This is a genomic window from Paenibacillus montanisoli (genome assembly GCF_003268025.1).
Classification (GTDB): domain Bacteria; phylum Bacillota; class Bacilli; order Paenibacillales; family Paenibacillaceae; genus Paenibacillus_Z; species Paenibacillus_Z montanisoli.
Genome location: NZ_QLUW01000006.1, coordinates 1 through 26,188, shown reverse-complemented (window position 1 = coordinate 26,188; position 26,188 = coordinate 1). Strand labels below are relative to the sequence as shown.

Here is a 26,188-nt window from a genome sequence, read left to right as displayed (position 1 = left end):
GCGAATCCCTTTCTCCGATCCATCATTTCACCCACGCCGAGAGCCACTTTTCCAGCATCATCGTGGGACTCATGAGCGGAATGCCCATCGTCAAGCATACGCCGACTATGACCGACATCGATAAGATGAGCCCCACCGTTACATAATCCTTCGTTTGCGCCGTCTTTTTCATCAGCTTGAATTGGATCCAAAGAAGAACGACAACGAAGAAAACATACATGATCGCCATCATCATTTTTCGGCGTCCAGGGATGAACTGATCATGCCGGCTCTTACCAAGCGGATCTTGGTGGTCACGGAAACGTCCGCTTTAGAAAAAACCGTATCCCATTCCTCCCTCACGCTTTTCCATGCTCCATATTGGTATTGGTGGACCATCAGACCAAATCCAAATACGTCGGATTGCCATTCCGTTTGGGCTTTCTTCACGGTACGAAGCGTTTGCTCCGTAATCAATTTACTAAGTCCTTGTTCGATCCGGACCACGTCTTCCGGCCGGCTGATATCCAGTTTGGCAGTCGTTTCATGAAGCAGGCCCTGCCCGGTCAGCTCGATACGAATGTTTGCTTTGCCCGCCTTAATGACCGTTTTAATTTTTCTCTCCGTTTTTTTCAACACAACGCCGACGCTGCCTCCTGCCTCCGGAATTTCATCGGCTACATACTCATGCTTTAATTCGCCTTTTATCCACCTGAGGCTTCTCGTTTCGATGTCGTCGAGGTAGCCGACCAATTTGAAATTTTTCATGACCGCCGTCGACGAAAGGCGAAATACGTTTTTCTTCTGCATTTCCTCTTCTTTTTGCCTAAGCTGCGATACAGGTTTCTTAATCTCTACCGCTCCCAGAACGGGCACGATTCCTTCTCGTTCCTGGTTCATCAAGAAGTCCCGGAACGTAACGGCCGTGCCGACTTGGTTTCGCTCCAATTCCCGAACCTCCTCGGACGGTATGCGTTCGAAAGGATGATCCGTGCTGAGCATGTCTATGCCCTGTTTGCCTTTGGCGACAACAAGGTAAGTGCGAAGCCGGGTTGCAGGGTCCCTGGAGTAGTAATCCATGATATCTTTGATTCCTTTTCTGGCGAGGGCTTCACCGATAAAAACAACCTGGCGATGTCCTTTGAAAAATTTCCGCGAAAGCTCCAGCTGATCCTTTCTCTCTACATCGTAAATATTCGTTCCCGTTTCGGAGATGATGTAGTACGTCTTGCCCAGCGTTCCCGATGTCGATCCCCCTTCGGACGGGATCGGAACCTGAATCGAAATAAGGAGACGGCCGTCTTCGGATAGATCCAGCGCGGAGGCAATAAAAAAGGCGACGTCGTTCATTTCCACCCTGTCCCAGCAACCGCTCAGGAGGGGAACCAACAGCAGCAAGACGAGCGTTCGCGTTTTCTGGTTCGACCTCATTCCTCCGCTGCTCATTACGGCTCTTGTCCTTTCGGTATGCGGGTGCTGCGCTTCCCATCCAGCTGCGGACGGAAATGCATGGTCCATAACGGGGCCCGAAATATAGAATCCTTAAGTCCTTGGAAGTTAACCGGTGCCGTGGGAAATAAATAGGGAACGCCAAGCGACTTGAGGCCGGATAGGTGAATTAAAAGGCAAAGAAACCCTGCCGTAATGCCGTAGAGTCCGAACATGCCGGCAAGCAGGATCATCGGGAACCTCAGAATCCGAAAAGCGAACGAGAAATTATACCGGGGGATGGCGAACGACGCAATGCCGGTTAACGACACCACGATGACCATCGGGGCCGAAACGATGCCGGCTTGCACGGCGGCTTGGCCGACGACAAGACCGCCCACGATGCTGACGGCTTGGCCGACTTGTTTAGGCAAACGAACGCCTGCTTCGCGCAGGCCCTCGAATGTGCTTTCCATCAACAGCGCTTCTACTAAGGCAGGAAACGGCACGCCTTCCCTAGCGGCAGAAACGCTTAATAATAGCTTCGTCGGAATCATCTGCTGATGAAACGTGGTTAACGCTACATAGATAGAAGGCAAGAACAGCGCTACCATGGTTAAAACAAGCCGAATGAAACGAATCAAATTGGCGAATAGGACACGGTCGTAATAATCCTCTCCCGCTTGAAGAAATCCCCAGAACGTCATGGGGCCGCTGATGATGAAGGGGGAGCCGTCGGTCAAGATCGCGACTCGCCCCTCCAATAATGCGGATACGACATAATCCGGCCGTTCCGTAACGAGATATTGAGGAAAAGGAGAAAACGAGCGTTCTTCGATAAATTGTTCGATATACCCCGATTCCAACACGCCGTCGATCTTAATGTTCCGAATTCGGGACCTGACTTCTTGGATAACGGCTTCATTCGCAATATCTTCGATATAGGCGATCGCCACATCCGTTTGCGTGAGTTCCCCTACGGTTAACGTTTCGATTTTCAGCCTGGCGGATCTTATTCTTCTGCGGATCAGACTGGTATTGGTCCGAATGCTTTCGGTAAACGAATCGCGGGGACCTCGGATCGTGGTTTCCGAGGAAGTCTGCTCGACCGACCTTGTCTTCCCGCCTGGGACGTTAAGAATGAGTCCTTCCGTTTGGTCTGCTATCAAGATGACAATGGAGCTTTTCAATACATCCAGCACGATGCTTGAAATATTCGATGCCCGTTTCACTTGGCTAACGGAAATAAATTGGTTTTGCAGAAAAGTAAGCAGGTCTTGCCCAGCATCCAGTTGCTCGGGTGAACTGCTTAACATGAGCGGCTTCAGCAGCGATTCGTCCAGCTGTTTTTCGTCGATTAATCCGTCTATATAGAAGAGGAGAGCATTCTTTTGTCCCCCGATTTGAAAGGAGCGAAATACCACGTCCGAGCAAGAATGAAACAGGTTCTTGAATACGGCTTCGTTTTCTTCCAATGAGGAGGTTAATACGCTGCTTTTCGCATCGTTCGTCGGCGCTTTATCTTGGTACACTTTCGACATTGGCTGCATCCCTCCACCTTAAACATGGGTAACGATTAGAGGTAGTATGAGCCCTGGGTAACCAAGTTATGAAAATATTGGACAACCTTCTTAAGCAGCTTTTCTGATGTGGACGGCAGCATGAGGCATTTTCGATTCTCGAAGTCATTCATCACAGCATTCCCGACAACATCTCCGCGTCCAAGCCTACGCCTCCAACCAAAGAGGATCCCCGGCTTCGCTGCCAAGGCAATCCGAGAAAATAAAGCCCTTGGACGGATGTCACTCCTTGATGATGAATTACATTTCCGCTTCCGTCCATCAATTTCGGAATACGGATCCAGCTATAATCGGAGCGGAAGCCCGTCGCCCAAATAATGTTGTCGACCACAAGCGGAATATCGGAGCCATCGAATGTGACTCTGTTCCCCTGCATGCTTGCCGCCCTGGGCATCATGTTGATCTTTCCCTGCTTGATGAGTCTTTTGAGCTCCTGTCCGAATATCGGATCGCCTTGGTTCTGAAACCATCTCCCTCGCCAACCGTCTGCTGCGGCGTAAAGAAGTCCTGTTTTCCTCAGCCACAAAAAAATGCTCTTTCCAAGCAGCTGCTGCGGCATATGCTTTATCGGATGCCCAGCCGATAGAAACACCTTTCGGTCATGGCATAATTCAGCTGCGATCTGGGCGCCGGAGTTGCCCGAGCCAACGACAAGAAGGGACCCGGGGTTCAGCTGCGATGGATTCCGATACTGCGAGGAATGAATATGATAGACCTCTTCTGCTGCATTCGCAGCCATACTGGGAATATACGGCCGTTGAAACGGGCCTGTCGCCACGACCACCTTTCTCGCAAGGTATTCCCCATCCTCCGTAACAGCCCTAAATCCATCTTCGATCTTCTCTAACGAAATCACCGTTTTCCCCAACTCGACCGGCAGGTCGAAATGGTTGGCGTAGTTCTCCAAATAATTGGCGATCTCATCCTTTGAAGGGTAGCCGTTGGGGTCACCTTTTAATGCTAGTCCCGGAAGAGAGCTGAACCACCTTGGCGTAAACAATACTAACGAATCATATCGGTATCGCCAAGTATCACCTAAGCGTTTCTCTTTTCCGAGAATCATAAAGGATACTTTCTGCCGCTTTAAATAGTATCCCAGTGCTTGCCCGGCCTGCCCGGACCCGATGATCAAAACTTCAACATGACGCAAAGCCATCATCCCCCTCTCTAGTACTCTATCGGATTCGTTCTCTATTTGCTAAAGCTCGCAGAGAATCCCGCCAAACAGCGGGATCGAGGTTTTTTAGCAAGCAGCCCAACGCACCGTTTTTAAGCGCTTCATGCCGAAAGGCAGGGTTGTCGGATGTGGTCACCATGACCATTTTGATGGCCGGATGCACTTGCATTACCTTATACCTCCGATAAATTCTTACTGAATTTATCGTACATAAATGGATGGATCCTCAACACGCAAAGTTTTGTTGTGGTCACGCAAAGTTTTGCGCTCTCGACTTCGCCACATCAATCTCGATAAAAAGTAAAGGCAACCGATCGTCATGGCCGGTTGCCTTGTGTTGATTGAACTAAATCAAGAAGCTACTATTCAATTTTTTGTTTACTGAGGCTCACCTTGGAGGCCTATCGCCTTATTGTACGCATCGAGAATTTAGCGCGCCACCGGTGCTGCTCCATATGCGCCAAATCCGCCTTCGGGAACCCGGCGGCGGCCAGGAAGTTTATTTCAACTCATTTATTTGTTTTTCTAAATCTTCAAACCGTTCCAATTGTGAATGTTCATACTTCTTTAGGATTCTAATGTGCGAACTGTATGAGATTTTTAGTATTTCTTGTGCTAGAACTAAACTAAAATCTTCTTCTTTTTGTGAGAAACCTTTTGATTTCTCTATTAACGCAGGAAGTCTCTTTAATATTCTATGTAAATCCTTAAGGTATTCCTTTTCGAAATCATAAGTCATTTAACAGACATCCTTTCGATAGGAGAATGCACAGCTTTTAAAAAGCACACAGTACTATGATAATTATTCCTTTAACTTTATCAGATATCCAATTATACGTTAAAAATTTAATCGGTGCTTATTGGAATTATTTCAATAACTTGTTGGAAGCTAGTAGAGACCATTTTATAACCTTGTTGAACTGCATACATGTCTTTAACTAATTCTTTGTTTTTATGATTTAATACAATATAAAAACCGCGAGATTTTATGATTCTGTCATACTTTTCGTAGTGTTTGTTCTCCACTTCAATATTCGTGACTTTACCTTTTGTAGTTTTATAGTCGCTCAGAACTAATTCGGATTTTCCTTGATTATTCACATATATAAGATCGATTACAGCATCCTGTGATAGCTTACTAATAGATAAAGTATTGTAATCTTCGTTAGTATATGGAATTGAATCGATTAAATTAACATTAACTTTGTTTCCTTTATTATTTAGCCAGGAGAGCATTGGATATACATTTTTATATTCTTCTTGTTTTAGGTTTAGCTCATGTTTAGTCAAGTCATTTACGTAGTCTTCTATATTTGTTTTGTTATCTTCTATATACCAGCGAAAAACCCCAAGACTTGCACCGGTATACATATTTTTGGCGTCTTCAATAATAGGAAAGAGGATTAGCTCTTCACTCAGTTCACTGTTCCATTTAATGGAGAAATTTACTTTGCTCGATTTATTCTTTTTTGATGGTACTTTTAAGGCACTATACCATTTACTATCTCCCTTTAGTTTTATCTCAACATTCTCTCTACCTTGGAGAGCAATTAATGTTATATCAGTGTCAACTTTTGTATTATCAAAAAGAAAGGAAAGATCTAATTGCTCTACTTTATCGGATTTTAATTTATAATACTGGTATTGTTTTGTAGGAATGGTAATGATATTAGGATCATCAAAAACCATTCTATAATATATATTAGGAGCCTGAGAATTTTCTATTTTATTTAATATTTGGTGTGGTTCGATTTGTTTTTCACTAACAATTAATGTTCCATTATTGTTAGAGGCTATATTAGTGTTATCAGTAAAACTACAAGAACAAAGAACGATACTCATAACTATCAAAAAAAGATATTTCAACTATTACCCACCTCTATTGATTAAAATTGAACATCCCCCCTCATATCGAAGGGGGATGTAAAGCTATTTAATAATTATTGCCATCAACGGTATACGCCGTGAAAAAGTCAGAACCATTGGTTATAGTATGATTTGAAAATGCTTCCCAATAACCTCCTACGGTTGACTCCGCTAAGAAATAGGCTTCAGCATCAAAACCCGCTAATCCTAAAGCCTGATCGCTTTGGCCGAGATAGGCGCCTTCATGAAAGAGGGATGTGGTAACTGAAGCGACATAAGTAATACTTTTTGGATCTGTAACTCCAGTTGCACTGTATTCCCAAATCGTAATTGTTGAACCTGGGACAAAATTTGAAAAAGCTCTGTTTAATAAACTTTCTCCTGTTGCCATGGTTGTAAACGATCTGGTTTGAACTGAACTATCAATACCGAAATCAATTTTCTGTGAATATTGACTGCGATCCACGTCAGCGGGAATACTCCCACTAGCAAAAACATTTGAGCTTGCAGCCAGTATCATAATAGAGCCACAGATTGTAGCAATAGTCTTTTTCATTTTAAAACCTCCGTTTTTTTATTTTTCTAACAATGAATAATTTACCAGATGACTTTTAAAATGGAATTTTTAAACTATGAAAATTTCGTTATATATGCTTGAAGTTTTTTAAAGAAGAAGAGGGCGCGCAAAAAACAAGAACGACCCCGCAAAAAAATGCGGGCAGCGCTAAAACTACACTCGAATACGGTGCAGTGAATCAGGGAATCGTATGAAAAATAATGCTAAGAGTGAGGTGTTATTTACGATGGTTAAATCCAAATGGTTGATCGCAGTGGCGGGACTCACGCTTGCTCTATCGCTCAGCGCCTGCGGCGGCAACAATACCAATACTAATACTGACGGCGGAACGACAACGAATACGCCTGACAATTCGGCGGGTTCGAATACGAATGCAGGCGGCGGTACCGTAGATGCGGCTGCAGCCGAAGAGGTTTATAAGAGCAATTGCGTAACTTGCCATGCAGCGGATTTGTCCGGCGGCGCAGGACCGAACCTGCAAAAGGTCGGAAGCGCCTTGAAAAAGGATCAAATCTCGCAGCGCATCCATGACGGAGGCGGCGGCATGCCGGCTTTCGGCGGTCAGCTGAGCGATGCAGAAATCGCCAATCTCGCCAGTTGGCTTGAAGCAAAGAAGTAACCATATGAAAAAAGGGTTGCTCGCAAGGTCAGATGATTGACCTTGGAGCAGCCCTATTTTTTTGATCAACTACCGTCTTCCCGACCCTTATCGAATCTCTTTGAATATTCATCACCCAGCCGACGCAGCTGCTCGACTTCCAGGCGGTTGGTTGCCGTTAGCGATTGCCCTTGCAAAATCCGGCAGGAAACATTTGTAAGAATACCTTCCAGCATGAGATGGTACTTGGCGTTTGCAGGATACAGCTGTTTCTCGATAAGGGAGCTCAAGCTTAAAAAATCGGACAGTCGAACCGCCTCGCCGACGCTCTCCTTCCAGTTTTCCAATAGCCAGACGTACAACTCGGGGTGAAAGTTAGCCATCACGCCACTGTAGCCAACCGCTCCCAGCTTCAAGGTTTCCAGCAGGGTCGCCGAATTGGCGTTATAGATCTGCAGTCCGCTCCCCTTCACCGTTTCCAGCTTGATCCGAATATCTTCGATATCGCAGCTGGTATCCTTAAGAAAGCGAAAGCGTCCTTGGTCGGCGCACCATTTAATCGTCCTAGGAGATAATAGTCGCTTATAAGGATACGGGCACTCGTACAAGCCAAGCGTAATTTCCTCCGGAAGTTGCCGCAGCAGCTTCTCCAGCCGCTCAATCCAGATGTCGTCGGATTCATCTTGCCCTGCAATCCGATTCGTGATCAGTACTAAAGCGTCGATTCCGGTTTCGGCCATCCTATTCAATTCCCTAACCTGATCCTCAAACGATTCGGAAATATGGCCGGATGCGATGACAGGCGCACGCCCCGCGGCCGTACGTTTAACGAACGAGGCCAGAGCTGCCCGTTCTTCCAGAGTCAGATAAAACATTTCGCTGGATTGGCATACCGCAAATAATCCATGCACACCGCGTTCCATGTACCAATTGACCAGCTTCTCCAGCCCGGAATAGTCGATCCGGTCATCGCTCGTGAATGGCGTGACCATCGTTGGCCATACGCCGCCGTTCATCTCCATTAGCAATTGGCCCCCCTCTCCTATTAATCATACATCCAGCGTCAATTTCCAGAAGGCGATCCGATCCCGCTTCCACGTATAGGTGATATATAACTCGTTGCCTTTGGAAACGATTGCCGGGTACGAATATTCACCCGGTTCATTCTCCAGCACGAATTCATCGCCCCAAGTAAGGCCGTTATCGCGCGAGAAGCGCACCACAAGCGGAGTTCGCGGGCTATCCGTCGCATAACCGCTAACGGGGTTAAAGACCAACGCCAGCCTGCCGTTATCCATCAAAGCCGCATCGATGCCGCTATTGTTATTAGGAAGCTGCGTCGGGTACGCCTGGCACCACGTCCGCCCGTTATCTTCCGAGTCGCTGCGGAAAATCAAGCCCTCCGTGCTGCGCAGCAGCATATGTACGCGTTCTCCGCCCGAAGACCACAAGGTTGGCTGAATGAGCCCCTTGGCAAACCAATGGTCAGTGCCGACATACGACGGCAGATCCATTGGCACAAGAGCGCTCTTTGTCCATGTATGGCCGTTATCGCGCGAAATATCAACGAATGCTTCCCAAATTTGCTTTCCGGCAGCATCGGGATCATGACGCTCCACCGAAGCAGGCGCCAATATCGTCCCATCCGGCAACGTAATGGGTTTATTCCGTACGGGACCGCGGCCCCCGATATCCCCAGGAACTAAATCCCTCGGTTCCGTCCATGTGACCCCGCCGTCCACGGAGCGGCTTACGCGCGTAAACCAGTCCGTGATCTCATGGCCCACTTTGTAGAACAACGCCATCGAATCCCCTTGAGCGAACAATACCGGGTTCCAGTGGGCAATGCCCGCCTCATCCGCCGCCTTATACGGAGCGGACCAGACGCCGCCCTCACGCCTTGACATCCAGACCGCCACATCGCTGGACTTTTCGTGCTTGCCGGCAAACCATGCCGCGACCGCGTCGCCGCTCGGCAGCACGGCAACCGTCGATGCATGGCTGCTTTGGAACGGCTGCTGCCCTTCTTTAAAAATATATTGCTTCTCGGCCGTAATCCGGTTCATCATCTCCACTTTCCACTCACGCTCCATCCATTTTGATTGCAAGCCGCTGCAAGTCCATCCGATTACATCATACCTATCGAAGTGCCGCTAGAACAATTGACTTCTTTCGCGAACCTCTCCATTTTCGACGATCTCCAGATCTCTAACGCCAGAAGAGACCTTTAATACAATAAAAAAAGGTTGCCCTTTTAGGACAACCTCATCTGAAAGTGTGAGTTATATTTGCAAATGGCATAAAAAGTCCCCCAAATCAGGCATTAATATAACAACGAAATGGCACTTTGTATACTCGCTATTGGCATAAACCATTAAATCTATATCTTTAAATGTCATTAACCGGATTCATTGACGGTGATGTCAAATTGACATTAATCGAATGATCGTTTATTATAGGATTATGAGACACAAAGACGAAAATAAAAACGAAGCAATTTTTCAAGCGACGATTCAGCTTTTGAATGAGATTGGCTTTTCCAATATCTCCATGTCGAAGATTGCCAAACGTGCCAACGTTTCTTCATCGACCATTTACGTCTATTTTGATAATAAGGAGGATATGTTAGGCAAGCTTTATATGAATGTCAAACAAAAGCTTAGCGCAAACGTACTAGCCGGGGTTAATGATTTGATGCCGGTTAAGTCCGCGTTCGAATTGGTAATTCGAAATCAAATTGATTTCCTTATTAACCACAAGGACGAGTTTCTATTTCTCGAACAATTCAGCAATTCGCCACTGATTCAAATTTTATGCCTCGAAGATACGGCTCCGATGTTTCAGTCGTTGATCGACTTAGTAAACAGAGGAAAAAAAGAGAAGCTGCTTAAAGAACGCGATCCATTGATGTTGCTAATGCAGGTTCATGCACCAATCTCGGGACTTGTTAAAATGCATTTAAATGATGAGTTTAGATTGGACGAGAAAAACATTGAAGAGTTAATTGAAATGATTTGGGATGCTATTAAAGCATAAAGCATCCCTTCGTTTTTATCATAAAATAAACGATCGTTCGATTAAAAGGAGAGAAAATAGTGAAAAAAGCATTGGGGGTTATAATCCCAATTGCAATGCTTGCAATAGTAGCTTTGTCGTTATGGTATGTTAGCACTCGTTTATACAATTTATTTGAGCTATCTTCCTACTGGTTGATATTAATTGTTGTTGCAGCATCTGTTGCCGGCTCATTAACTGCCATTATTGCGGGAGTGAAATCATCAAGTAAGGTTGTTGGAATTTTCAATGTAATAAGCGGTTATTTCATTATGTTTTACGTGTATACGCTATTCATGCTACTTATCCTCCAAGCTATTCAGCTCATTTGGAACCTACCCGCAGATTTGGGCGCAACGTCAGTTTTGGTTCTTGCGGTGTTTATAACCTCAATAGGTGCTTGGAAAGCTTCTGTTTTCACAGTAAACACAGCAGAAATCAGAATAACCGGACTTAAAAAAGAGGTCAAAATCATGCACATCTCCGATGTGCATCTGGGTCATCACAACGGGCGGGATTATCTAGCCAAAATCGTGAGAGAAACCAATGCTCATAATCCGGATTTCATTCTTATCAATGGTGATTTAGTCGATTCGAATGCTGGACTGTTGCCAGGCGTGCTTAAACCGCTAGCTAACTTTAAAGCGCCGGTTTATTACGTAGGAGGAAACCATGAGAAGTACATTGATAATGATCGTGTGCTTGAGCTGATTAGACAGCAAGGCGTGCGTACTCTCCATAATGAAGTTGTTGAGACACATGGTCTTCAACTGGTTGGGCTTGATTATATGAATGCCGACGAGAACACCTTCGATATGCATGCGTCCGACCACTCGCAAACCATCAAATCGACTTTGTCGGAGCTTATGTTAAAGAAGAATATGCCCACTGTCCTCATGCATCATAGTCCAGTTGGCATGCAATACGCAGAAGAAGCTGGCGCCGACTTGATGCTGTCAGGACACACACATGCTGGACAGGTATTCCCCTTTAGTATGCTCAACGAGTTGATATTTACGTACAATAAAGGGCTGCATCAACACGGCAACACGAAGGTTCTTGTATCTTCAGGCACAGGAACGTATATGCTGCGAGTTCGATTGGGTACTTCCAACGAGATCAACATGCTTCGGCTGTTGCCAAGTAAGTAGTTCTCATCATTTATAAACGAACGTTCGAAAATCATAAGAGCATGTGCTCTAAAAGCAGGAGGAAATAATCATGCAAAAAATCATACTCATCACAGGTGCTACTGACGGAATCGGAAAAGTTGCTGCTAAAGCTTTGGCAAAGCAAGGGCATAAGGTCATCATTCACGGGCGCAACAAAGAAAAGGCGCAAGCGGTACGAGATGAAATCAAACGTGAAACAGGCAATAATAAAATTGATACCATTATAGCTGATTTGTTTTCATTAGCCGATGTTAAGAAGATGTCGGAGGAGTTCAAGTCGAGATATGAAAGACTCGATGTCCTTATCAATAATGCTGGCGCGATATTCGGTAAAAATCGCGAAACGACCAAAGAAGGATTAGAGAAAACCATGACACTTAACGTCTTTTCGCCATTGCTTTTAACGGAGCTGTTGATGGATGTTTTAGTTAAAAGCCCCTCTGCGAGGATTATTAATACTTCTTCAGCCATGCACAGAAGATCTGCTAAACCCGATTTTAGCGATTTGCAACTCGAAAAAAGGTATAGCTCATCCGGTTCTTATGCTTTATCGAAACTATATTTGATCTGGTTAACGCAACATTTGGCAGCTCAGCTTAAAAAACAAGGTATTAGAAATGTAACTGCTAATGTTTCACATCCAGGTGCTGTCGCGACTCAATTTGGACAAAGCAATGACAAAGGATTCTTTATCAATCTGGTCTTTAAGGGCGCGATGGGATTATCGAGGATAATTCGAGTATTGGGTGATCCTGAAAAAGGAGCTGCAACCACCGTCTATTTGGCAACATCACAGCAAGTAGAAGGTGTATCTGGTAAGTTTTTCGATCACAAAATGAAAGAAGAAAAACCACAGGATAAACATTATTCGAAAGAAAACGAGCAAAAACTCTGGGATTCCTGTATGCGGATCATTAGCCCGTATTTGAAATAAGAAACTAAGCTAATAATGTTTTGAAAAGGTGCATCAGCGCCTGGACCGAACATTTTGAGGAAGTATCCACCAAAACAAAACTTAAGATCAAAAGCTCATCGATCACGGTACGATGAGCTTTTTTGATTTTAGATGGAACCAAGCCCTTTGATACATGCAAAAAAATAGCCAGACGTGTATTGCGACTCCGGTCAAGCCTTAATGAGAAAATGTTCGCAAAATACAAAAAAAGCCCGTAATGACTGGTGTTTGTCATTACGGGCTCTCAATTTTTATGCCATTTTGTAATATAGCTCTATGGGTTAAACCCTTATTCCACCGTAACGCTTTTCGCAAGGTTACGCGGCTTATCAACATCGTTGCCGCGAGCCAGCGATGCGTAGTACGCGATCAGCTGCAATGGAACAACCGACAGAGCCGGTGCAAGCAGCGGCAGCGTCTTCGGAATCGCAAACAGCTCATCCACCGATTTAGCCACTTCTTCCTCGAAGCCTTCGTTCACAACGCCTAGTACGTGAGCGCCGCGAGCTTTAACTTCTTTAATGTTGCTAAGCGTCTTCTCGTACAGGTCCTCTTGCGTAATAAGCGAGATCACCGGAATTCCTTCCTCGATCAGAGCAAGCGTACCGTGCTTCAGTTCACCCGCCGCATAGGCTTCGGAGTGAATGTACGAGATTTCCTTCAGCTTCAGTGAGCCTTCTTGCGCAACCGCGAAGTCTACGCCGCGACCGATAAAGAACAGGTTATTATGCTTCGAAAGGGAATTTGCAACTTGCTTAAGCACAGTCGCTTTCTCGAGAATGCTCTCTACTTGTTCAGGCAGTTTGTGCATCTGCTCAACAACTTCTGCAATGAATTCGCTGTCCTTCGTGCCCAGCGTTTCAGCAAAGAACAGGCCGAGCAGATAGAACGCGATCAATTGGGACGTGTATGCTTTCGTCGAAGCAACCGCAATCTCAGGGCCGGCTTGCGTGATGATGACATCATCCGCTTCACGGGAAACCGAGCTGCCTACGACGTTCGTGATCGCCAGAACGCGCGCGCCGCAGCGTTTTGCTTCACGAAGAGCCGCCAACGTATCGGCTGTTTCACCGGATTGGCTAACTACGATCACGAGCGTATCCGGAGTGATGATTGGCGAGCGGTAACGGTACTCCGATGCGACGTCCGTCTCAACCGGGATGCGAGCCAGGCTCTCGATAACCGTTTTACCAACCAAACCAGCGTGCATCGCCGTACCGCATGCTACGATGTGGATCTTGCGGATCGCGCGAATCTCGTCCGCAGTCATGCCGATTTCGTTTAGCTCTACGGAACGGCCATCATCCGAAATACGGCCCATCATCGTGTCGCGGTAAGCTTTTGGCTGCTCGTAAATTTCCTTCAGCATGAAGTGATCAAATCCGGCTTTCTCCGCCGTTACCAAATCCCAATCGACATGGAATATTTCCTTGGAAATATTTTCTCCATCGATCGTCATCAATTCGACGCCGTTTTTCGTCAAGATCGCCATCTCGCCGTCATTCAGAATATACACGTCGCGCGTATGCTCCAGAATCGCCGGGATATCCGATCCGATGAAGTTCTCGCCATTGCCAATCCCGATAACGAGCGGGCTTGCAAAGCGTACCGCAACGAGACGGTCCGGTTCATACTCCGTCAACACGCCCAGGGCGAATGCGCCGCGCATCCGTTTAACGGCACGCTGTACAGCTTTCACGATGTCGCCGTCATACTCGTCTGCTACGAGGTGAGAAATAACTTCTGTGTCCGTTTCCGATACGAACTTGGCGCCTTTCGCGATGAGCTCATCCTTCAAGTCCAGGTAGTTCTCGATAATGCCGTTGTGCACGACGGAGAACTTATGCGAGTTGTCCGTATGCGGGTGGGAGTTTACGTCCGACGGCTTGCCGTGCGTTGCCCAACGTGTATGGCCGATACCGACGGAGCCTTCAAGCGGCTGTCCGTCCAGCTGCTGCTCCAGGTTCACGAGACGGCCGATCGACTTGCGCACTTCGAGACCGTTCTTCGTGAAGACCGCAATCCCCGCCGAGTCGTATCCGCGGTATTCCAGCTTTTTCAAGCCCTCGATCAAAATATCTTGCGAATCCCGTTTACCAATATATCCAACAATTCCACACATATGAATAGACCTCCGAAAATGGGTATTTCCCCGGCATTTCGGATGCCGACTAATCAGTAACGACGGCACAAAGCTGTCTTTTCGCCGGCATCGTTCCTGCAAAGGATGAAAAAGGCAATAAGAAAGAAGAGCACCTAGTGTGCAATTCAAAAAAATGATTTCAATCACATGTAAACACAGCGATAGAGACAACCCCTATTCGGGTGGCTGCCGCTTGCCGTACAATCTTAAATCCGCACACGATGGCCTCCGTTGCCAACTGATGCGCTTCTACTTGCTATGGAGCATTTTACCGACCCTTTGTCAGCCCGGTCGCCCGGTCTATTTGAGTATCGGCTTACGGTCAAATGCAATACCGGGAGGTCCCCGCCGATCATTCCGAACACCTCCACCTCGTCAGCTTGCCGCTCAATACAGCCGATTGCCCGCACAGCCATTTCCGGATGGCCACGCAGCAGCCGCATCAAACTCCTCGCAAGCTCTGGCGCTTAGTGAATCCTCTAACCCCTACCCTCGCTTTCGCTTCCTGAATGATACTTCTCCTACTATATTCAATTTTATGCGCCGTTGCAACAAATAATTTAGGGAATCGTTTACATTTGCCTATTTTTATGTTATTAAACCAAAACAACCCCAGACACGCGTATCAAACGCATTATGTCTAGGATTGTCCGTTTTTCGAAAGTTATGTTTGCGGACTCGCAAAAGCCGGCAAATTTCTATTCGGCGCCAAGTTCCGAGCGCACTGTATCCACGATGCGGTTTACATAGGCCTCAACCTGCTCTTTATCCGGCCCTTCCGCCATAACCCGGATCAACGACTCCGTACCCGATGGACGCACGAGCACACGGCCGTTATCGCCGAGCTCCGCTTCCACCTCTGCGATAGCCGCTGCGATGGCAGGATTGTTCTTATACGCGCTCTTATCCGCTACGCGTACGTTCACAAGCACCTGCGGATATTTGCGCATCAGCGCTTTTTGCTCGCTTAGCTTCTTCCCGGCAGCCACTAGAGTATCCGTCAATTGCAGCGCGGTCAGAATGCCGTCGCCTGTCGTATTGTAGTCAAGGAAAATGACATGGCCGGACTGCTCGCCGCCCAGATTAAAGCCGCCGCGGCGCATTTCTTCCATAACATAGCGGTCGCCAACAGCCGTTTGAGCCGTGTTCAGACCAATTTTGCCTGCAGCCTTGAAGAAGCCGATATTGCTCATAACCGTCGTAACGACCGTATCATGCTTCAGCTTGCCGGCCCGCTTCATAGCATCCCCGCAGATGCACAAGATGTAGTCGCCGTCGACTTCTTCGCCGTTCTCGTCAATGGCGATCAGGCGGTCAGCGTCGCCGTCGAAGGAGAGGCCCAGGTCTGCGCCGTGCTTCAGCACTTCCTCGCGCAGATGCTCCGGATGCGTCGAACCGACGCCATCGTTGATGTTCAGGCCGTTCGGCTCTGCGCCGACAGTGATGATTTCTGCACCCAGCTCACGGAATACCGTTGGGGCGATCGAATGCGCAGAGCCATTCGCGCAGTCAAGTACGATCTTTAACCCTGCGAAAGATTGCGTAACCGTCGTTTTCAGGAAGTCGATAAACTGGCGTTTTGCGGATTCATCCACCGTTACCGTACCGATATCTCCGCCCTCCGGACGCGGCAGTTCATCTACATCCGCATCCATCAAACGCTCGATTTCCAGCTCCGTGTCATCCGAAAGCTTATAGCCGTCTCCGCCGAAAAATTTAATGCCGTTATCTTCTACCGGGTTATGCGAAGCCGAAATCATAACGCCAGCATCCGCGCCAAGCACGCGCGTTAAATAAGCGACAGCCGGTGTCGACACGACGCCGAGACGTACAACGCTGGCTCCGATGGACAACAAGCCTGCAATAAGCGACGCTTCCAGCATCGGACCCGAAATTCGTGTATCCAATCCGATAACGACCTTCGGCTTTTCAACCTGTCCGGCCAGTACATAACCGCCGCAGCGGCCGATTTTATAAGCAAGCTCAGGCGTTAGCTCGCGGTTGGCAACACCGCGAACGCCGTCTGTTCCGAAATATTTTCCCATTGTTTAGAATCCCCTTTATAAATATATAATATCTCAAAATAATGAACTTGCTTCGCCGCTAAGGCGCCGCCGCTTCGGAATTCAAACTCTTCTCTCCCGCAGCGCCTTCGCCGGCAGCCCCATCTCCGGACGGCGCTTTACCGCCGTCCACTTCTTCACCGTTTTTCGCCGACTCTGAATCGGTTCCCTCCGCAGCCGGAGTGTCGGTACTATCCTCGGAGCCCGGCTGAGCGATCGTAGCCGTGCTATCCGTAATCTCCACCGTAATCGTAATCGGCGCGTTCGGCGCCTGCTCCACGAACCGCGGCAAATGCATCTCAAGCGGCACTTCGTGACTGCCCGGCCCAAGCCCTGTAAGATCGGCAATCAACTGAACGTCCTTGCCCTCTAGCTTGGCAAGTACGTTCGACGCTCCTTTTACGATTGCATCGACCATGCCGTTCAGAGGCAGCGTCACCTTGGCGTTTAAGCCTTCGGAAAGCCCGATCATCTTAACCGGCAGATGGGACATTACCTTCGTTTCGGCCGGTACGATTTTATAATCAAACGATATCTTCTGAGGATCTACGTTGGCAATGCCTTCCATGGGCGGGATATCGAGCTCCATCGTACCCGATTCCTTCAGCTTCGACAAGTCAATCGTGATGCCGTCATAGTAATCGTACTTGTCCAACACGTCCTTCGGCCCGTATACCGTAATCTGGTCGATGCTCTGGCTAAACGACGACATCGCTAAGCCGTCCGGCAAGGATCCCGTGAATCCGACCTGCAGCGGCAGCTTCTTAAACGGCTTCGTAATCGGGATTTCCACCTCGACCACGCTCGGACTGATGATGGCGTCCGTCAGCTCGTTGCCGTCCTTATCGTAGGCGACGAGCTTCACCTTCTTGTCGTTCACCGTTTCTTCTTCGCCTTCGACCGAAATCGTGCCGCCGACCGAATCGACCAAAGTCATCTGATCCTTCGGCAGCGTCACGTGAACGCGGTTGTTCGGCTTCACGACAGGTTGTCCGATCTTGTACCCTTTGCCTGGCGTACCATCGATCTTTAACGAGACTTCATATTCTTTCGTAACAATGCGTTCCAGCACGACCGTTACACTGCTTGGCGATACGTCGATCAGCTCTAGGCCCCGCGGTAAATTCACTTTAACCGGCAGCACCCTGCGGCCTTCGAGAGCCTGGCTTAGATCCACCGTGACCTCATAATCGTTACTGGTCGATGCAATGAGAAAATCGGACCGCGATCCCCTCACCGTCAAATGGACGGCACCCGGATCGAGCAGCCGCAGTGCATAATTTTTATCATCCATCCCAATCGGCTTCACTTGAACCGCATCGATTTCCTGCGTTTCCGTTAGCGTAGCCACCGTATTGGGTGTTTTTTCGGAATCGAAATGAACGACGGCCCACATCAGAATCCCGATCATGAGCGAAATGACTTTGATCGCCGTCGGGTGGCTCAGCCACTTATCCATGCTGACTGCCTCCTTTCCGTTTCCAGAAAGGCGTTTTAGCTCCTTGACGCTCGCGTTCCTTGGAGTTCGGGTTCAGCTCCTCGAACAGCTTCGAGATTAGCGATTCTTCTTTAATGTCGCGAACGATCATGCCGCCGACCGCGAGCGAAATCTGCCCGGTTTCCTCCGATACGACGATCGATACGGCGTCGCACACCTCGGTCACGCCGATCGCCGCACGATGCCTTGTTCCAAGCTCCTTGCTGATGAATGGGTTCTCCGAAAGCGGCAAGTAGCAGCCCGCCGCCATAATTTGATTGCCTCGGATGATCACGGCGCCATCATGCAGCGGCGTGTTCGGGATAAAAATGTTTATCAACAGCTCCGAGCTAACCATCGACTCCATTTGAATCCCGGACTCGATGTAATCCGACAGGCCCGTATTTCGTTCAAACACGATCAGCGCGCCGATTTTACGTTTAGACATATAATTAAGCGACTTAATGATCCCGCCGATACGTTCGCTGATGTCCCGCTCCACAACGGACGAACGGCTAAACAAGCTGCCGCGCCCCAATTGCTCCAACGCCCTGCGAAGCTCCGGCTGGAATATGATCAGAATCGTAACGACCCCGAACGTAAACATTTGATTCATCAGCCATTTGAGCGTATACAGATTGAACCAAGTGCTGATGGCCCAAGTGGCTACCAGGACAATAATTCCTTTGAGCAGTTGAACCGCCCGCGTCCCCCGGACAAGCAAAATGAGTTTATAGATTATATAGCTAACGACGGCTATGTCAATAAGATCCTTGATCCATTCTTTCCAGGTCAAATCTGCAAAATAGTTCATCTGCCAACCCCCAAAGACTAAATGCCTAGGCACTTTAATCCTTTTATCGGATTTCTAACTTTATTATTTTCTAGAACCGGGGAAGCAAATCCTTTTTTTTCACAAAAAAACCTCCCGCAAGAGGAGGCAGTCATACATTAATAGGCCAAACTGCTGATGGAATGTGTAACTTTGTACCAAAACCAGTCCAGCGCCTGGTCAATCTGCTTCACTTCTCCGGATATATGAGCGGTAGAGGCTTGATACAGTGAACCCGAGATCACCGTAACGTCCCCTTCGACCTCGCCAAGTACGTTCGCTTTGCCGTTTTCCACAGTTAGATCGCCTTTTACATGCGCGCCTTCGGGCACCGTTACCGTATCGCCTTCAATGACAACTTCGGCAAGATCTGCGCCGCGGACGGTCAAATCGCTCTCCTGCTGCCACATCGCGAGGAAGCTCGAGAACATCACAAGGGCAAATACGGCGGCAACCGAGACGGCCGGATGTCTGCGAACCCAGCTGGCAAAGCCCGTTCTGCGGCGTTTCACCGGCAGCGAGCTCATGATGCGGTCGGTTAAGTGCGCGGATTGCTGAGGCGTCATGGCGATATGCGAATCCATCAGCTTATGTGTCAGCGCTTCCGTCCGCTCCAGCTGCTCCAGCCTGGTGCGGCAGCTTTGGCAGGCATCTATATGAAGCTTTAACTCAGCCACATCGTCATGAGTCAGTTCATCATCCAAATAATCATGCATCAGCATGACGGCGACGTTGCAATTCATAGCAGCCATTCCTTTCTTCGTTAGTTGCAGTAATATACGTTACGTTTCTGGCGTGGGGATGTTTCACTTTTTTTTCGATCCGCATCCGTTAAAAATAACTCATTATGCCTGCCTATAGCTTATGCTCGAGCTTCTTGCGGAGGAACTCCCGGCCGCGATGAACGCGGGTCTTCACGGTCGTTACCGGCATATCGAGCACATCGCCGATTTCCTGCAAGGACAGCTCCTCCAGATATCGGAGCACCATTACGGACTTATACTTGGCCGGCAACGTCTCGATCGCCTGATGAATGATGCGCTGCGTATCGGACAGCAGCATCTCGCTCTCAGGCGTACGGTCGTCGCTCGGAATCATAGCGTATCCATCCAAGCCTTCGTGCTCGCCGGACTCCGCATCGAGCGAGTATACGGGCTTTCTCTTGCGTAGACGGTCAATGCACAAATTCGTTGCAATCCGATAGATCCAGGTAGAAAATTTCAACGTATCGTCGTAGCGCTCTAAATTTTTGTACACACGCAAAAATACATCCTGCACAACGTCCTCCGCTTCCTGACGGTTGTACAGCATCCGATATGACATATGGTAAAGCTTGTCCTGATAAAGCTCCACGAGCTCGGCAAAAGCCCGCTGGTCGCCTTTCAAAGCTAACTTCGCTAACCTCGCCTCAACTGATTTCAATGCTTCTCCTCCAAACGCGCCGAGTCCTGCTCCCGTTTTAGCGGTCGACACCTCGGCTATTCCGATCCCCGCTACAATGAGCGCAATACCAATTATACGCCAAACGACGACAGCTGCCGCTTGTCCCGACTTTCCCCGGCCATGTCCGCTTCCAAATGCTGTCTAGCAAGATGGTAAGCCATGTAAACTGAAAAAGCAATACTCGATCCCGCTTCAAGCAGCCGCCTCCCTCACCAAGATGACTAGCGGACAATGTAAAAAAGGGCTGGACCCCGGGCGGACAAACAGTCGTCCGGGCGTCCAGCCCTTATATTGATTTAATGCTTCACCAGTGGTCGAATGCTGACAGGATCCGATACCCGATCCCTATTAGCCCGTATTACGAAGTCCAGCCGCAATTCCGTTGATCGTGAGAAGCACTTCACGGAGCAGTTCCGGAGCTTCGGCTTCGCCTTTGGCCCGAATCTCGCGCAGCTCCTTCAGCAGCTGCACTTGCATGTAGCTCAGCGGATCGACGTACGGGTTGCGCAGTCGAATCGACTCTTGGATAACCGGAACGTTATCCAAAATTTCCGCTTGGCCGGTAATTTGCAGGATGAACGACGATGTGCGTGCGTACTCTTCTTCGATTTGCGTGAAAATACGATCGCGAATCGCAGTATCCGATATCATGCCGGCATACTCTTTCGCGATTTGCAAGTCCGCTTTCGCAAGCGCCATTTGCAGATTGTCGATGAGCGTCGTGAAGAACGGGAACTTCGCATACATAACGCGGAGCGTCTCCATACGCTTCTCGTCGCCCGCCACATATCCTTGCAGCGCCGTACCGGCCGCATACCATGCTGGCAGCAAGTACCGGCTTTGCGTCCACGCGAACACCCATGGGATGGCACGTAGATCTTCAAAGCGGTCGCTCCCTTTACGCTTCGCCGGGCGGGAGCCGATATTCAGCTCGCCAACCTCCGGCAGCGGCGTCGATTCCTTGAAGAACGTCATGAAATCCGGATCGCGGAAAATCAAATCCTGATACTTCTGCAGCGCCGTCTCCGAAATGCCGCGCGCGATTTCTTCCCACTCTGCCGTTGCCTCGGCTTCCTGCTCAGGATACTTTGCAAGCCGCGATGCCGTGACAAGCGCCCAAGTCGCTTGTTCCAAGCTGCGGTATGCGATACCTTTCATTGAGTACCGGGACGAGAGAACCTCCCCTTGCTCGGTAATCTTGATGCCACCGCCAACTGTGTGAGGCGGCTGCGCAAGAATACTGCGGTTCAGCGGCATGCCGCCGCGTCCAAGCGCTCCTCCGCGCCCGTGGAAGAACTTCAGTTTCACGTCGTATTTCTTCGCTGCGCTCGTAATGGCGTTCAGTGCTACGCGCAACTCCCAGTTCGCGGTAACCACGCCGCCGTCTTTGTTGCTGTCGGAGTAGCCTAGCATGATTTCATGCAGGTTGCCGCGCGCTTCAACGGATTGACGATACACCGGCAGTGCAAACAGCTGCTCCATGATGCCAGGCGCCGCATGCAGGTCGTCGATCGTTTCGAAGAGCGGTACCGCCTGCAGCGTACAGCGAACGTTGCCGTTTGCTTCTTTGCGGAACAGACCGACTTCCTTCGCAAACACCATAACCTCCAGCATGTCGCTCGCGCCCTGCGTCATACTGATCAGGTAGCTGGAAATACAGTTCACGCCGAACTCCGCTTGCGCGCGGTAAATCGTATGGTACACGTCCAGACACTCGCGCGTGCTCTCGGAATAATCAAAATGCGGCGATGTCAGCGGACGCGGATCATTCAGCAGATTATGCAGCAAATCGATTTTCTCTTCTTCGGACAATGACGCATAATTATCCACAATGTTCATATTCGCGAGGACCTCGGTCATCGCGCTCTCATGCTCTTTGCTGTGCTGACGAACATCCAGAGCGGCCAGGTGGAAGCCGAACAGTTCCACTTGACGAATGAGCTTGCGGATATGCGTATCCGCCACATAATCGGCAAAATGATGGCGCAAGCTTCTGTCGATAATCAGCAAATCCGACTTCAGCTCATCTGCGCTGTTGTAGCGCATGGCCGTGCCTTTGAGCGAATCGTCCAGCGTATTCGCCAGCTTCTCCAGCATATAGCTAATCTTCACTCGGTATGGCTCTTTCTCATTACGCCACAGATCCACGCTGCGAAGCTCGACCTGTTGGCGATCCTTCTTGATCGATTGCAACAGTTCTTCGGTAACCTCGATGATGTTCGTGCTGAAGCTGAGCTGGCCCATCACTTCTTTAAGAAGCTGCTCGTACTTCTTCAACGCAAGGCCGCGCTGAAGCGTCAGCGTCTCCCAAGTGACTTTGGCCGTTACGGAAGGGTTGCCATCACGGTCGCCGCCGATCCAGGAACCGAATCGAAGGTACGTAGGCACGTGCCAGCGCTCGGAAGGGTAGTACTTGTCCAAGCAGCGCTCCAGCTCCTCATACACGCTAGGAAGCACTTCAAACAGCGTCTCGTCAAAATAATACATCCCGTTGCGGACTTCATCGATTACGGTAGGCTTGCGGTCGCGAAGCTCGTCCGTTTGCCACAAAGTCAGCACTTCGTTAAGAAGCTTCTCACGCAATTTCTCGCGCTCACGGTAGGTCAGCGTCGGATTGTCGAGCTCCATCACATCAGCCGCAATGCGCTGATGGATGTCAAGCACGGCACGGCGCGTAGCTTCCGTCGGATGCGCCGTCATTACGAGCTCAAGGGAAATATCCGCAATAATGCTGCGAACGTCCTCTACTTCAATACCTTTATCCTTTAGAACCTGAATGGCGCTCTCAATGGAGCCCGGCTGCACCTTCTCACCAGACGAACGCTCGTAATCGCGTTTCCGGCGAATCCGATGATTCTGCTCCGCAATGTTGACCAGTTGAAAATAAATCGCAAACGCGCGAATGACCTGGTGGCGCGTCTCCGGATTCAGAGCATCGATAACGGACGCAAATTCCTCGTACAGCTCCGGCAAAAACTGTGCGCGAAGCGCCTTACTCATCTCACGGATCTTCTCTACGTTCTCAAGAAGCTCATGACCGCCTTGGTGAACGAGTACATCCCCAAGAATGTTGCCCAAAAATCGAACGTCTCGGCGAAGCAAGTTATTCGATTGCGGTCGGTTGGTTGTGACTGTTCCAGCATGTTCCGACATTTCAAATCCTCCTCCAGGTTTTGCGAAAGCAAAACCACCTCATAAGCATAATCTTCGGTTTTAACGCATGAATTCTACTTAAGATGTGTATTTATACGACTTACTCTCAGATTTCCGGTCAAAAAATCATCAACATAAGCCACTTCTACCCGTTTTGTCGGTTTTTAACTTTAACCATCATACTACAAATCAACAGTCGGTTGAAGCTTTTTCACGCATGGAAGAAAAAGGATGCTTTTGTATAAAAATAAAAAGCCTTGGATGACCAAGGCTCTGAATGTCATTATGGAGCGGGTGATGGGAATCGAACCCACGCTATTAGCTTGGAAGGCTAAAGTTCTACCATTGAACTACACCCGCAAAAGAAATGGTCGGGATGACACGATTCGAACATGCGACCCCCTGGTCCCAAACCAGGTGCTCTACCAAGCTGAGCTACATCCCGTTATGAAAATGGCGTGCCCTGAGAGATTCGAACTCCCGACCTTTTGATTCGTAGTCAAATGCTCTATCCAGCTGAGCTAAGGGCACATATGGAGCGGAAGACGGGAATCGAACCCGCGACCCTCGCCTTGGCAAGGCGATGCTCTACCGCTGAGCCACTTCCGCATGTGTCAGTCACTTTTTCTCAAGCGCGACAAGTAATAATATATCATGGGCGCATCTTAATTGCAACCCATTTAACTAAAAAAATAAAAAAAAATCGCAATCGCTAACGAGTAGTTGCAGCGCCAGCGACTGCAGCGAATTTATGAAGCTTCGTTCCTAGACCGACACACTGATTGGAACCGCGATCCTTTGCTGAATCGCCTCAGGCGCTGCTCCGGCGTCCTTTGGGGCCAACGCATAAGGCAAACAAAGCGGAACGCCCGTGCGGGGATCTTGAATGATATCCGCTTCGATGCTGAACACCTCACGGAGTATATCCTTGTTCATTACAGTAACCGGAGACCCTTCTCCGACAACTTTGCCGCTCTTGATCGCAATCATGTGCTGCGCATACCGGGAGGCATGGTTCAAATCATGGACGACCATCACGATCGTTCTGCCGGCCGTTTCGTTCAAATGCTGCAGCAGCTCCAGTACTTCAAGCTGGTGGGTCATATCGAGGAAAGTCGTCGGCTCATCGAGAAAGAGCATCTCCGTCTGCTGCGCCAGCGCCATCGCAATCCATGCGCGCTGGCGCTGGCCTCCGGAGAGTCTATCGATTGGACGGTCTGCAAACTCCCCCATCCCCGTCTTCTCAACCGCCCACTGGATAACAGAGCGGTCCTCCTTGCTCAGGGAGCCGAATCCCTTCTGATAGGGGAACCGGCCGTAGGAAACAAGTTCAGACACGGTTAAACCGTCCGGTGCGGTCGGATTCTGCGGAAGAATGGCCAGCTGCTTCGCTACTTCCTTGGTGGATTGCTTGTGGATCGATTTTCCGTCCAGAAGGACCGATCCAGCTGAAGGAGACATCAACCGTGCCAATGTCTTTAGAATCGTCGATTTACCCGAACCGTTAGCACCTACAAGCGCAGTAATTTTCCCCTTAGGGATCATAATATTTAAATTCTCGACGATCAGACGTTCTTCGTAGCCAATATTGAGTTTCGATGTCATGAATGAGTTCATTAAATTCGCACTCCTTGCAGGATGCCCTCCTGCTTGAACATATTTCTCAATTGAACACTCTATAATTATGATAATCATTCTCATTGAATGCGTCAAGTGGTATGGCTTCCCTTTGGATCAGGCATGAAAATCAAAATGATGGCCAACATCGAGTCCGAAACATCTCTCAATGGACTAGTTCTTCAGCAGCAACAAGCCTCAAACTGTGAATAACTATGCCAGTGTTTACGGGCACCGCCGCCTTATCCACAAAGTTATCTACAAAGTTATACACAAAAAGACCCTTTCATAAAGGGTTTCTTGTTTTCGATGCGCGTAGAGGGACTTGAACCCCCACGGTCACCCGCCAGATCCTAAGTCTGGTGCGTCTGCCAATTCCGCCATACGCGCAAGTATGAAATTCCATTCTCGAAATGAAAATGGTGAGCCATGTAGGACTCGAACCTACGACACCCTGATTAAAAGTCAGGTGCTCTACCAACTGAGCTAATGGCTCGTAATAATGGCTGGGGATCTAGGATTCGAACCTAGGAATGACGGAGTCAAAGTCCGTTGCCTTACCGCTTGGCTAATCCCCATTATACTGGTGGAGGCTGACGGGATCGAACCGCCGACCCTCTGCTTGTAAGGCAGATGCTCTCCCAGCTGAGCTAAGCCTCCGTAGAGGAGAGTTATGGTGACCCGTAGGGGATTCGAACCCCTGTTACCTCCGTGAAAGGGAGGTGTCTTAACCCCTTGACCAACGGGCCTCTTGATGAAAAAAATGCTGGAGCTCTCAACCGGGATCGAACCGGTGACCTCATCCTTACCATGGATGCACTCTACCTACTGAGCTATGAGAGCAAAATGGCTCCCCGAACAGGACTCGAACCTGTGACAACTCGATTAACAGTCGAGTGCTCTACCAACTGAGCTATCAGGGAACGAAAGGATTGCGGGCAACTTGTCACCCTGAAAACTGGATACGAACCTTTGCGAAGGTTTCTTGCTTTAGCTGTTTATTCGAAGTATTTAGGATAAGCCCTCGACCGATTAGTATTCGTCAGCTCCACGCATTGCTGCGCTTCCACCTCG

At 48.9% G+C, this 26,188-nt stretch carries 21 protein-coding genes and 11 tRNA genes; 4 read left to right on the top strand and 28 right to left on the bottom strand.

Annotation, left to right across the window (positions count from 1 at the left end; translation table 11 throughout):
• Positions 1-22: 22 nt before the first annotated feature.
• The 7 genes from DL346_RS24990 to DL346_RS24960 form a co-directional block, all read right to left on the bottom strand.
• Complete coding sequence (locus tag DL346_RS24990) at positions 23-235, bottom strand: hypothetical protein (RefSeq protein ID WP_112885124.1); 213 nt, start codon at positions 233-235, stop codon at positions 23-25.
• The gene (locus tag DL346_RS24985) at positions 232-1,425 is read right to left on the bottom strand and encodes a Ger(x)C family spore germination protein (RefSeq protein WP_165822659.1); all 1,194 of its coding nucleotides are present in this window, start codon (positions 1,423-1,425) and stop codon (positions 232-234) included. Before DL346_RS24985 ends, DL346_RS24990 begins: the two co-directional genes overlap by 4 nt.
• Entirely contained in the window at positions 1,425-2,948 is a 1,524-nt protein-coding gene (locus DL346_RS24980; protein ID WP_165822658.1) for a spore germination protein, read from the bottom strand. Before DL346_RS24980 ends, DL346_RS24985 begins: the two co-directional genes overlap by 1 nt.
• 151 nt (positions 2,949-3,099) lie before the next feature.
• Complete coding sequence (locus DL346_RS24975) at positions 3,100-4,137, bottom strand: flavin-containing monooxygenase (protein WP_112885447.1); 1,038 nt, start codon at positions 4,135-4,137, stop codon at positions 3,100-3,102.
• Between the two features lie 526 nt (positions 4,138-4,663).
• A complete protein-coding gene (locus DL346_RS24970) occupies positions 4,664-4,903 on the bottom strand; it encodes a hypothetical protein (protein WP_112885121.1) in 240 nt (79 codons plus the stop codon).
• 107 nt (positions 4,904-5,010) lie between these two features.
• A complete protein-coding gene (locus tag DL346_RS24965; RefSeq protein WP_112885120.1) occupies positions 5,011-6,030 on the bottom strand; it encodes a hypothetical protein in 1,020 nt (339 codons plus the stop codon).
• A 67-nt stretch (positions 6,031-6,097) separates the two neighbouring features.
• Positions 6,098-6,586, bottom strand: a complete 489-nt coding sequence (locus tag DL346_RS24960; RefSeq protein WP_112885119.1) for a hypothetical protein — start codon at positions 6,584-6,586, stop codon at positions 6,098-6,100.
• 247 nt (positions 6,587-6,833) lie between these two features.
• Here DL346_RS24960 and DL346_RS24955 point away from each other — a divergent pair, with 247 nt between their 5' ends.
• Positions 6,834-7,226, top strand: a complete 393-nt coding sequence (locus DL346_RS24955; RefSeq protein WP_112885118.1) for a c-type cytochrome — start codon at positions 6,834-6,836, stop codon at positions 7,224-7,226.
• A gap of 65 nt (positions 7,227-7,291) precedes the next feature.
• Here DL346_RS24955 and DL346_RS24950 read toward each other — a convergent pair whose 3' ends face one another.
• Both DL346_RS24950 and DL346_RS24945 read right to left on the bottom strand, forming a co-directional pair.
• A complete protein-coding gene (locus DL346_RS24950; RefSeq protein ID WP_206098589.1) occupies positions 7,292-8,227 on the bottom strand; it encodes a dihydrodipicolinate synthase family protein in 936 nt (311 codons plus the stop codon).
• Positions 8,228-8,254: 27 nt separating this feature from the next.
• A complete protein-coding gene (locus tag DL346_RS24945) occupies positions 8,255-9,313 on the bottom strand; it encodes a sialidase family protein (RefSeq protein ID WP_240633410.1) in 1,059 nt (352 codons plus the stop codon).
• A 355-nt stretch (positions 9,314-9,668) separates the two neighbouring features.
• Here DL346_RS24945 and DL346_RS24940 point away from each other — a divergent pair, with 355 nt between their 5' ends.
• From DL346_RS24940 to DL346_RS24930, 3 genes are all read left to right on the top strand, one after another.
• Positions 9,669-10,241: a TetR/AcrR family transcriptional regulator gene (locus DL346_RS24940; RefSeq protein ID WP_206098587.1), complete on the top strand. Its 573-nt coding sequence runs from the start codon at positions 9,669-9,671 to the stop codon at positions 10,239-10,241.
• Positions 10,242-10,300: 59 nt separating this feature from the next.
• On the top strand, positions 10,301-11,410 hold the full coding sequence (locus DL346_RS24935; protein WP_112885114.1) for a metallophosphoesterase: 1,110 nt from the start codon (positions 10,301-10,303) through the stop codon (positions 11,408-11,410).
• Between the two features lie 70 nt (positions 11,411-11,480).
• Positions 11,481-12,365 (top strand): SDR family oxidoreductase, encoded by an 885-nt coding sequence (locus DL346_RS24930; RefSeq protein ID WP_240633408.1) that lies wholly within the window; start codon positions 11,481-11,483, stop codon positions 12,363-12,365.
• A 310-nt stretch (positions 12,366-12,675) separates the two neighbouring features.
• Here DL346_RS24930 and glmS read toward each other — a convergent pair whose 3' ends face one another.
• From glmS to DL346_RS24835, 19 genes are all read right to left on the bottom strand, one after another.
• The gene (gene glmS / locus DL346_RS24925; protein ID WP_112885112.1) at positions 12,676-14,508 is read right to left on the bottom strand and encodes a glutamine--fructose-6-phosphate transaminase (isomerizing); all 1,833 of its coding nucleotides are present in this window, start codon (positions 14,506-14,508) and stop codon (positions 12,676-12,678) included.
• Positions 14,509-15,227: 719 nt separating this feature from the next.
• A complete protein-coding gene (gene glmM / locus DL346_RS24920; RefSeq protein ID WP_112885111.1) occupies positions 15,228-16,574 on the bottom strand; it encodes a phosphoglucosamine mutase in 1,347 nt (448 codons plus the stop codon).
• 58 nt (positions 16,575-16,632) lie between these two features.
• Positions 16,633-18,051 carry a CdaR family protein gene (locus DL346_RS24915; protein ID WP_112885110.1) on the bottom strand — a complete coding sequence of 473 codons (1,419 nt, stop codon included), beginning with the start codon at positions 18,049-18,051 and terminating at the stop codon, positions 16,633-16,635.
• Positions 18,044-18,883 (bottom strand): diadenylate cyclase CdaA, encoded by an 840-nt coding sequence (gene cdaA / locus DL346_RS24910; protein ID WP_112885109.1) that lies wholly within the window; start codon positions 18,881-18,883, stop codon positions 18,044-18,046. The genes DL346_RS24915 and cdaA overlap by 8 nt, the downstream gene beginning before the upstream one ends.
• 137 nt (positions 18,884-19,020) lie before the next feature.
• Entirely contained in the window at positions 19,021-19,644 is a 624-nt protein-coding gene (locus DL346_RS24905) for an anti-sigma factor family protein (RefSeq protein ID WP_112885108.1), read from the bottom strand.
• A 112-nt stretch (positions 19,645-19,756) separates the two neighbouring features.
• Complete coding sequence (gene sigW / locus DL346_RS24900) at positions 19,757-20,323, bottom strand: RNA polymerase sigma factor SigW (RefSeq protein ID WP_112885107.1); 567 nt, start codon at positions 20,321-20,323, stop codon at positions 19,757-19,759.
• 369 nt (positions 20,324-20,692) lie between these two features.
• A complete protein-coding gene (gene ppc / locus DL346_RS24895) occupies positions 20,693-23,497 on the bottom strand; it encodes a phosphoenolpyruvate carboxylase (protein ID WP_112885106.1) in 2,805 nt (934 codons plus the stop codon).
• 286 nt (positions 23,498-23,783) lie between these two features.
• Positions 23,784-23,857 (bottom strand) — tRNA-Gly (locus DL346_RS24890).
• An 8-nt stretch (positions 23,858-23,865) separates the two neighbouring features.
• Positions 23,866-23,942: transfer RNA gene (locus DL346_RS24885), tRNA-Pro, on the bottom strand.
• 9 nt (positions 23,943-23,951) lie between these two features.
• Positions 23,952-24,028 (bottom strand) — tRNA-Arg (locus DL346_RS24880).
• 3 nt (positions 24,029-24,031) lie between these two features.
• Positions 24,032-24,106, bottom strand: a tRNA-Gly gene (locus DL346_RS24875).
• Positions 24,107-24,262: 156 nt separating this feature from the next.
• The gene (locus DL346_RS24870; RefSeq protein ID WP_112885105.1) at positions 24,263-25,114 is read right to left on the bottom strand and encodes an ABC transporter ATP-binding protein; all 852 of its coding nucleotides are present in this window, start codon (positions 25,112-25,114) and stop codon (positions 24,263-24,265) included.
• 310 nt (positions 25,115-25,424) lie between these two features.
• Positions 25,425-25,504 (bottom strand) — tRNA-Leu (locus DL346_RS24865).
• Positions 25,505-25,534: 30 nt separating this feature from the next.
• A tRNA-Lys gene (locus DL346_RS24860) sits at positions 25,535-25,610 on the bottom strand.
• Between the two features lie 7 nt (positions 25,611-25,617).
• A tRNA-Gln gene (locus DL346_RS24855) sits at positions 25,618-25,692 on the bottom strand.
• 6 nt (positions 25,693-25,698) lie between these two features.
• Positions 25,699-25,774: transfer RNA gene (locus DL346_RS24850), tRNA-Val, on the bottom strand.
• Between the two features lie 14 nt (positions 25,775-25,788).
• A tRNA-Glu gene (locus DL346_RS24845) sits at positions 25,789-25,863 on the bottom strand.
• Positions 25,864-25,881: 18 nt separating this feature from the next.
• Positions 25,882-25,957: transfer RNA gene (locus tag DL346_RS24840), tRNA-Thr, on the bottom strand.
• Positions 25,958-25,961: 4 nt separating this feature from the next.
• Positions 25,962-26,037, bottom strand: a tRNA-Asn gene (locus DL346_RS24835).
• Positions 26,038-26,188 lie beyond the last annotated feature (151 nt).

What these genes read in the sequence shown, in the direction of transcription:
- glmM (WP_112885111.1), bottom strand. Translation starts at nt 16,574, where the DNA reads ATGGGAAAATATTTCGGAACAGACGGCGTTCGCGGTGTTGCCAACCGC.
- ppc (WP_112885106.1), bottom strand. Translation starts at nt 23,497, where the DNA reads ATGTCGGAACATGCTGGAACAGTCACAACCAACCGACCGCAATCGAAT.
- DL346_RS24970 (WP_112885121.1), bottom strand. Translation starts at nt 4,903, where the DNA reads ATGACTTATGATTTCGAAAAGGAATACCTTAAGGATTTACATAGAATA.
- DL346_RS24990 (WP_112885124.1), bottom strand. Translation starts at nt 235, where the DNA reads ATGATGATGGCGATCATGTATGTTTTCTTCGTTGTCGTTCTTCTTTGG.
- DL346_RS24870 (WP_112885105.1), bottom strand. Translation starts at nt 25,114, where the DNA reads ATGAACTCATTCATGACATCGAAACTCAATATTGGCTACGAAGAACGT.
- DL346_RS24930 (WP_240633408.1), top strand. Translation starts at nt 11,481, where the DNA reads ATGCAAAAAATCATACTCATCACAGGTGCTACTGACGGAATCGGAAAA.
- DL346_RS24960 (WP_112885119.1), bottom strand. Translation starts at nt 6,586, where the DNA reads ATGAAAAAGACTATTGCTACAATCTGTGGCTCTATTATGATACTGGCT.
- DL346_RS24950 (WP_206098589.1), bottom strand. Translation starts at nt 8,227, where the DNA reads ATGGAGATGAACGGCGGCGTATGGCCAACGATGGTCACGCCATTCACG.
- DL346_RS24915 (WP_112885110.1), bottom strand. Translation starts at nt 18,051, where the DNA reads ATGGATAAGTGGCTGAGCCACCCGACGGCGATCAAAGTCATTTCGCTC.
- DL346_RS24985 (WP_165822659.1), bottom strand. Translation starts at nt 1,425, where the DNA reads ATGAGCAGCGGAGGAATGAGGTCGAACCAGAAAACGCGAACGCTCGTC.
- cdaA (WP_112885109.1), bottom strand. Translation starts at nt 18,883, where the DNA reads ATGAACTATTTTGCAGATTTGACCTGGAAAGAATGGATCAAGGATCTT.
- DL346_RS24905 (WP_112885108.1), bottom strand. Translation starts at nt 19,644, where the DNA reads ATGAATTGCAACGTCGCCGTCATGCTGATGCATGATTATTTGGATGAT.
- glmS (WP_112885112.1), bottom strand. Translation starts at nt 14,508, where the DNA reads ATGTGTGGAATTGTTGGATATATTGGTAAACGGGATTCGCAAGATATT.
- DL346_RS24955 (WP_112885118.1), top strand. Translation starts at nt 6,834, where the DNA reads ATGGTTAAATCCAAATGGTTGATCGCAGTGGCGGGACTCACGCTTGCT.
- DL346_RS24940 (WP_206098587.1), top strand. Translation starts at nt 9,669, where the DNA reads ATGAGACACAAAGACGAAAATAAAAACGAAGCAATTTTTCAAGCGACG.
- DL346_RS24980 (WP_165822658.1), bottom strand. Translation starts at nt 2,948, where the DNA reads ATGTCGAAAGTGTACCAAGATAAAGCGCCGACGAACGATGCGAAAAGC.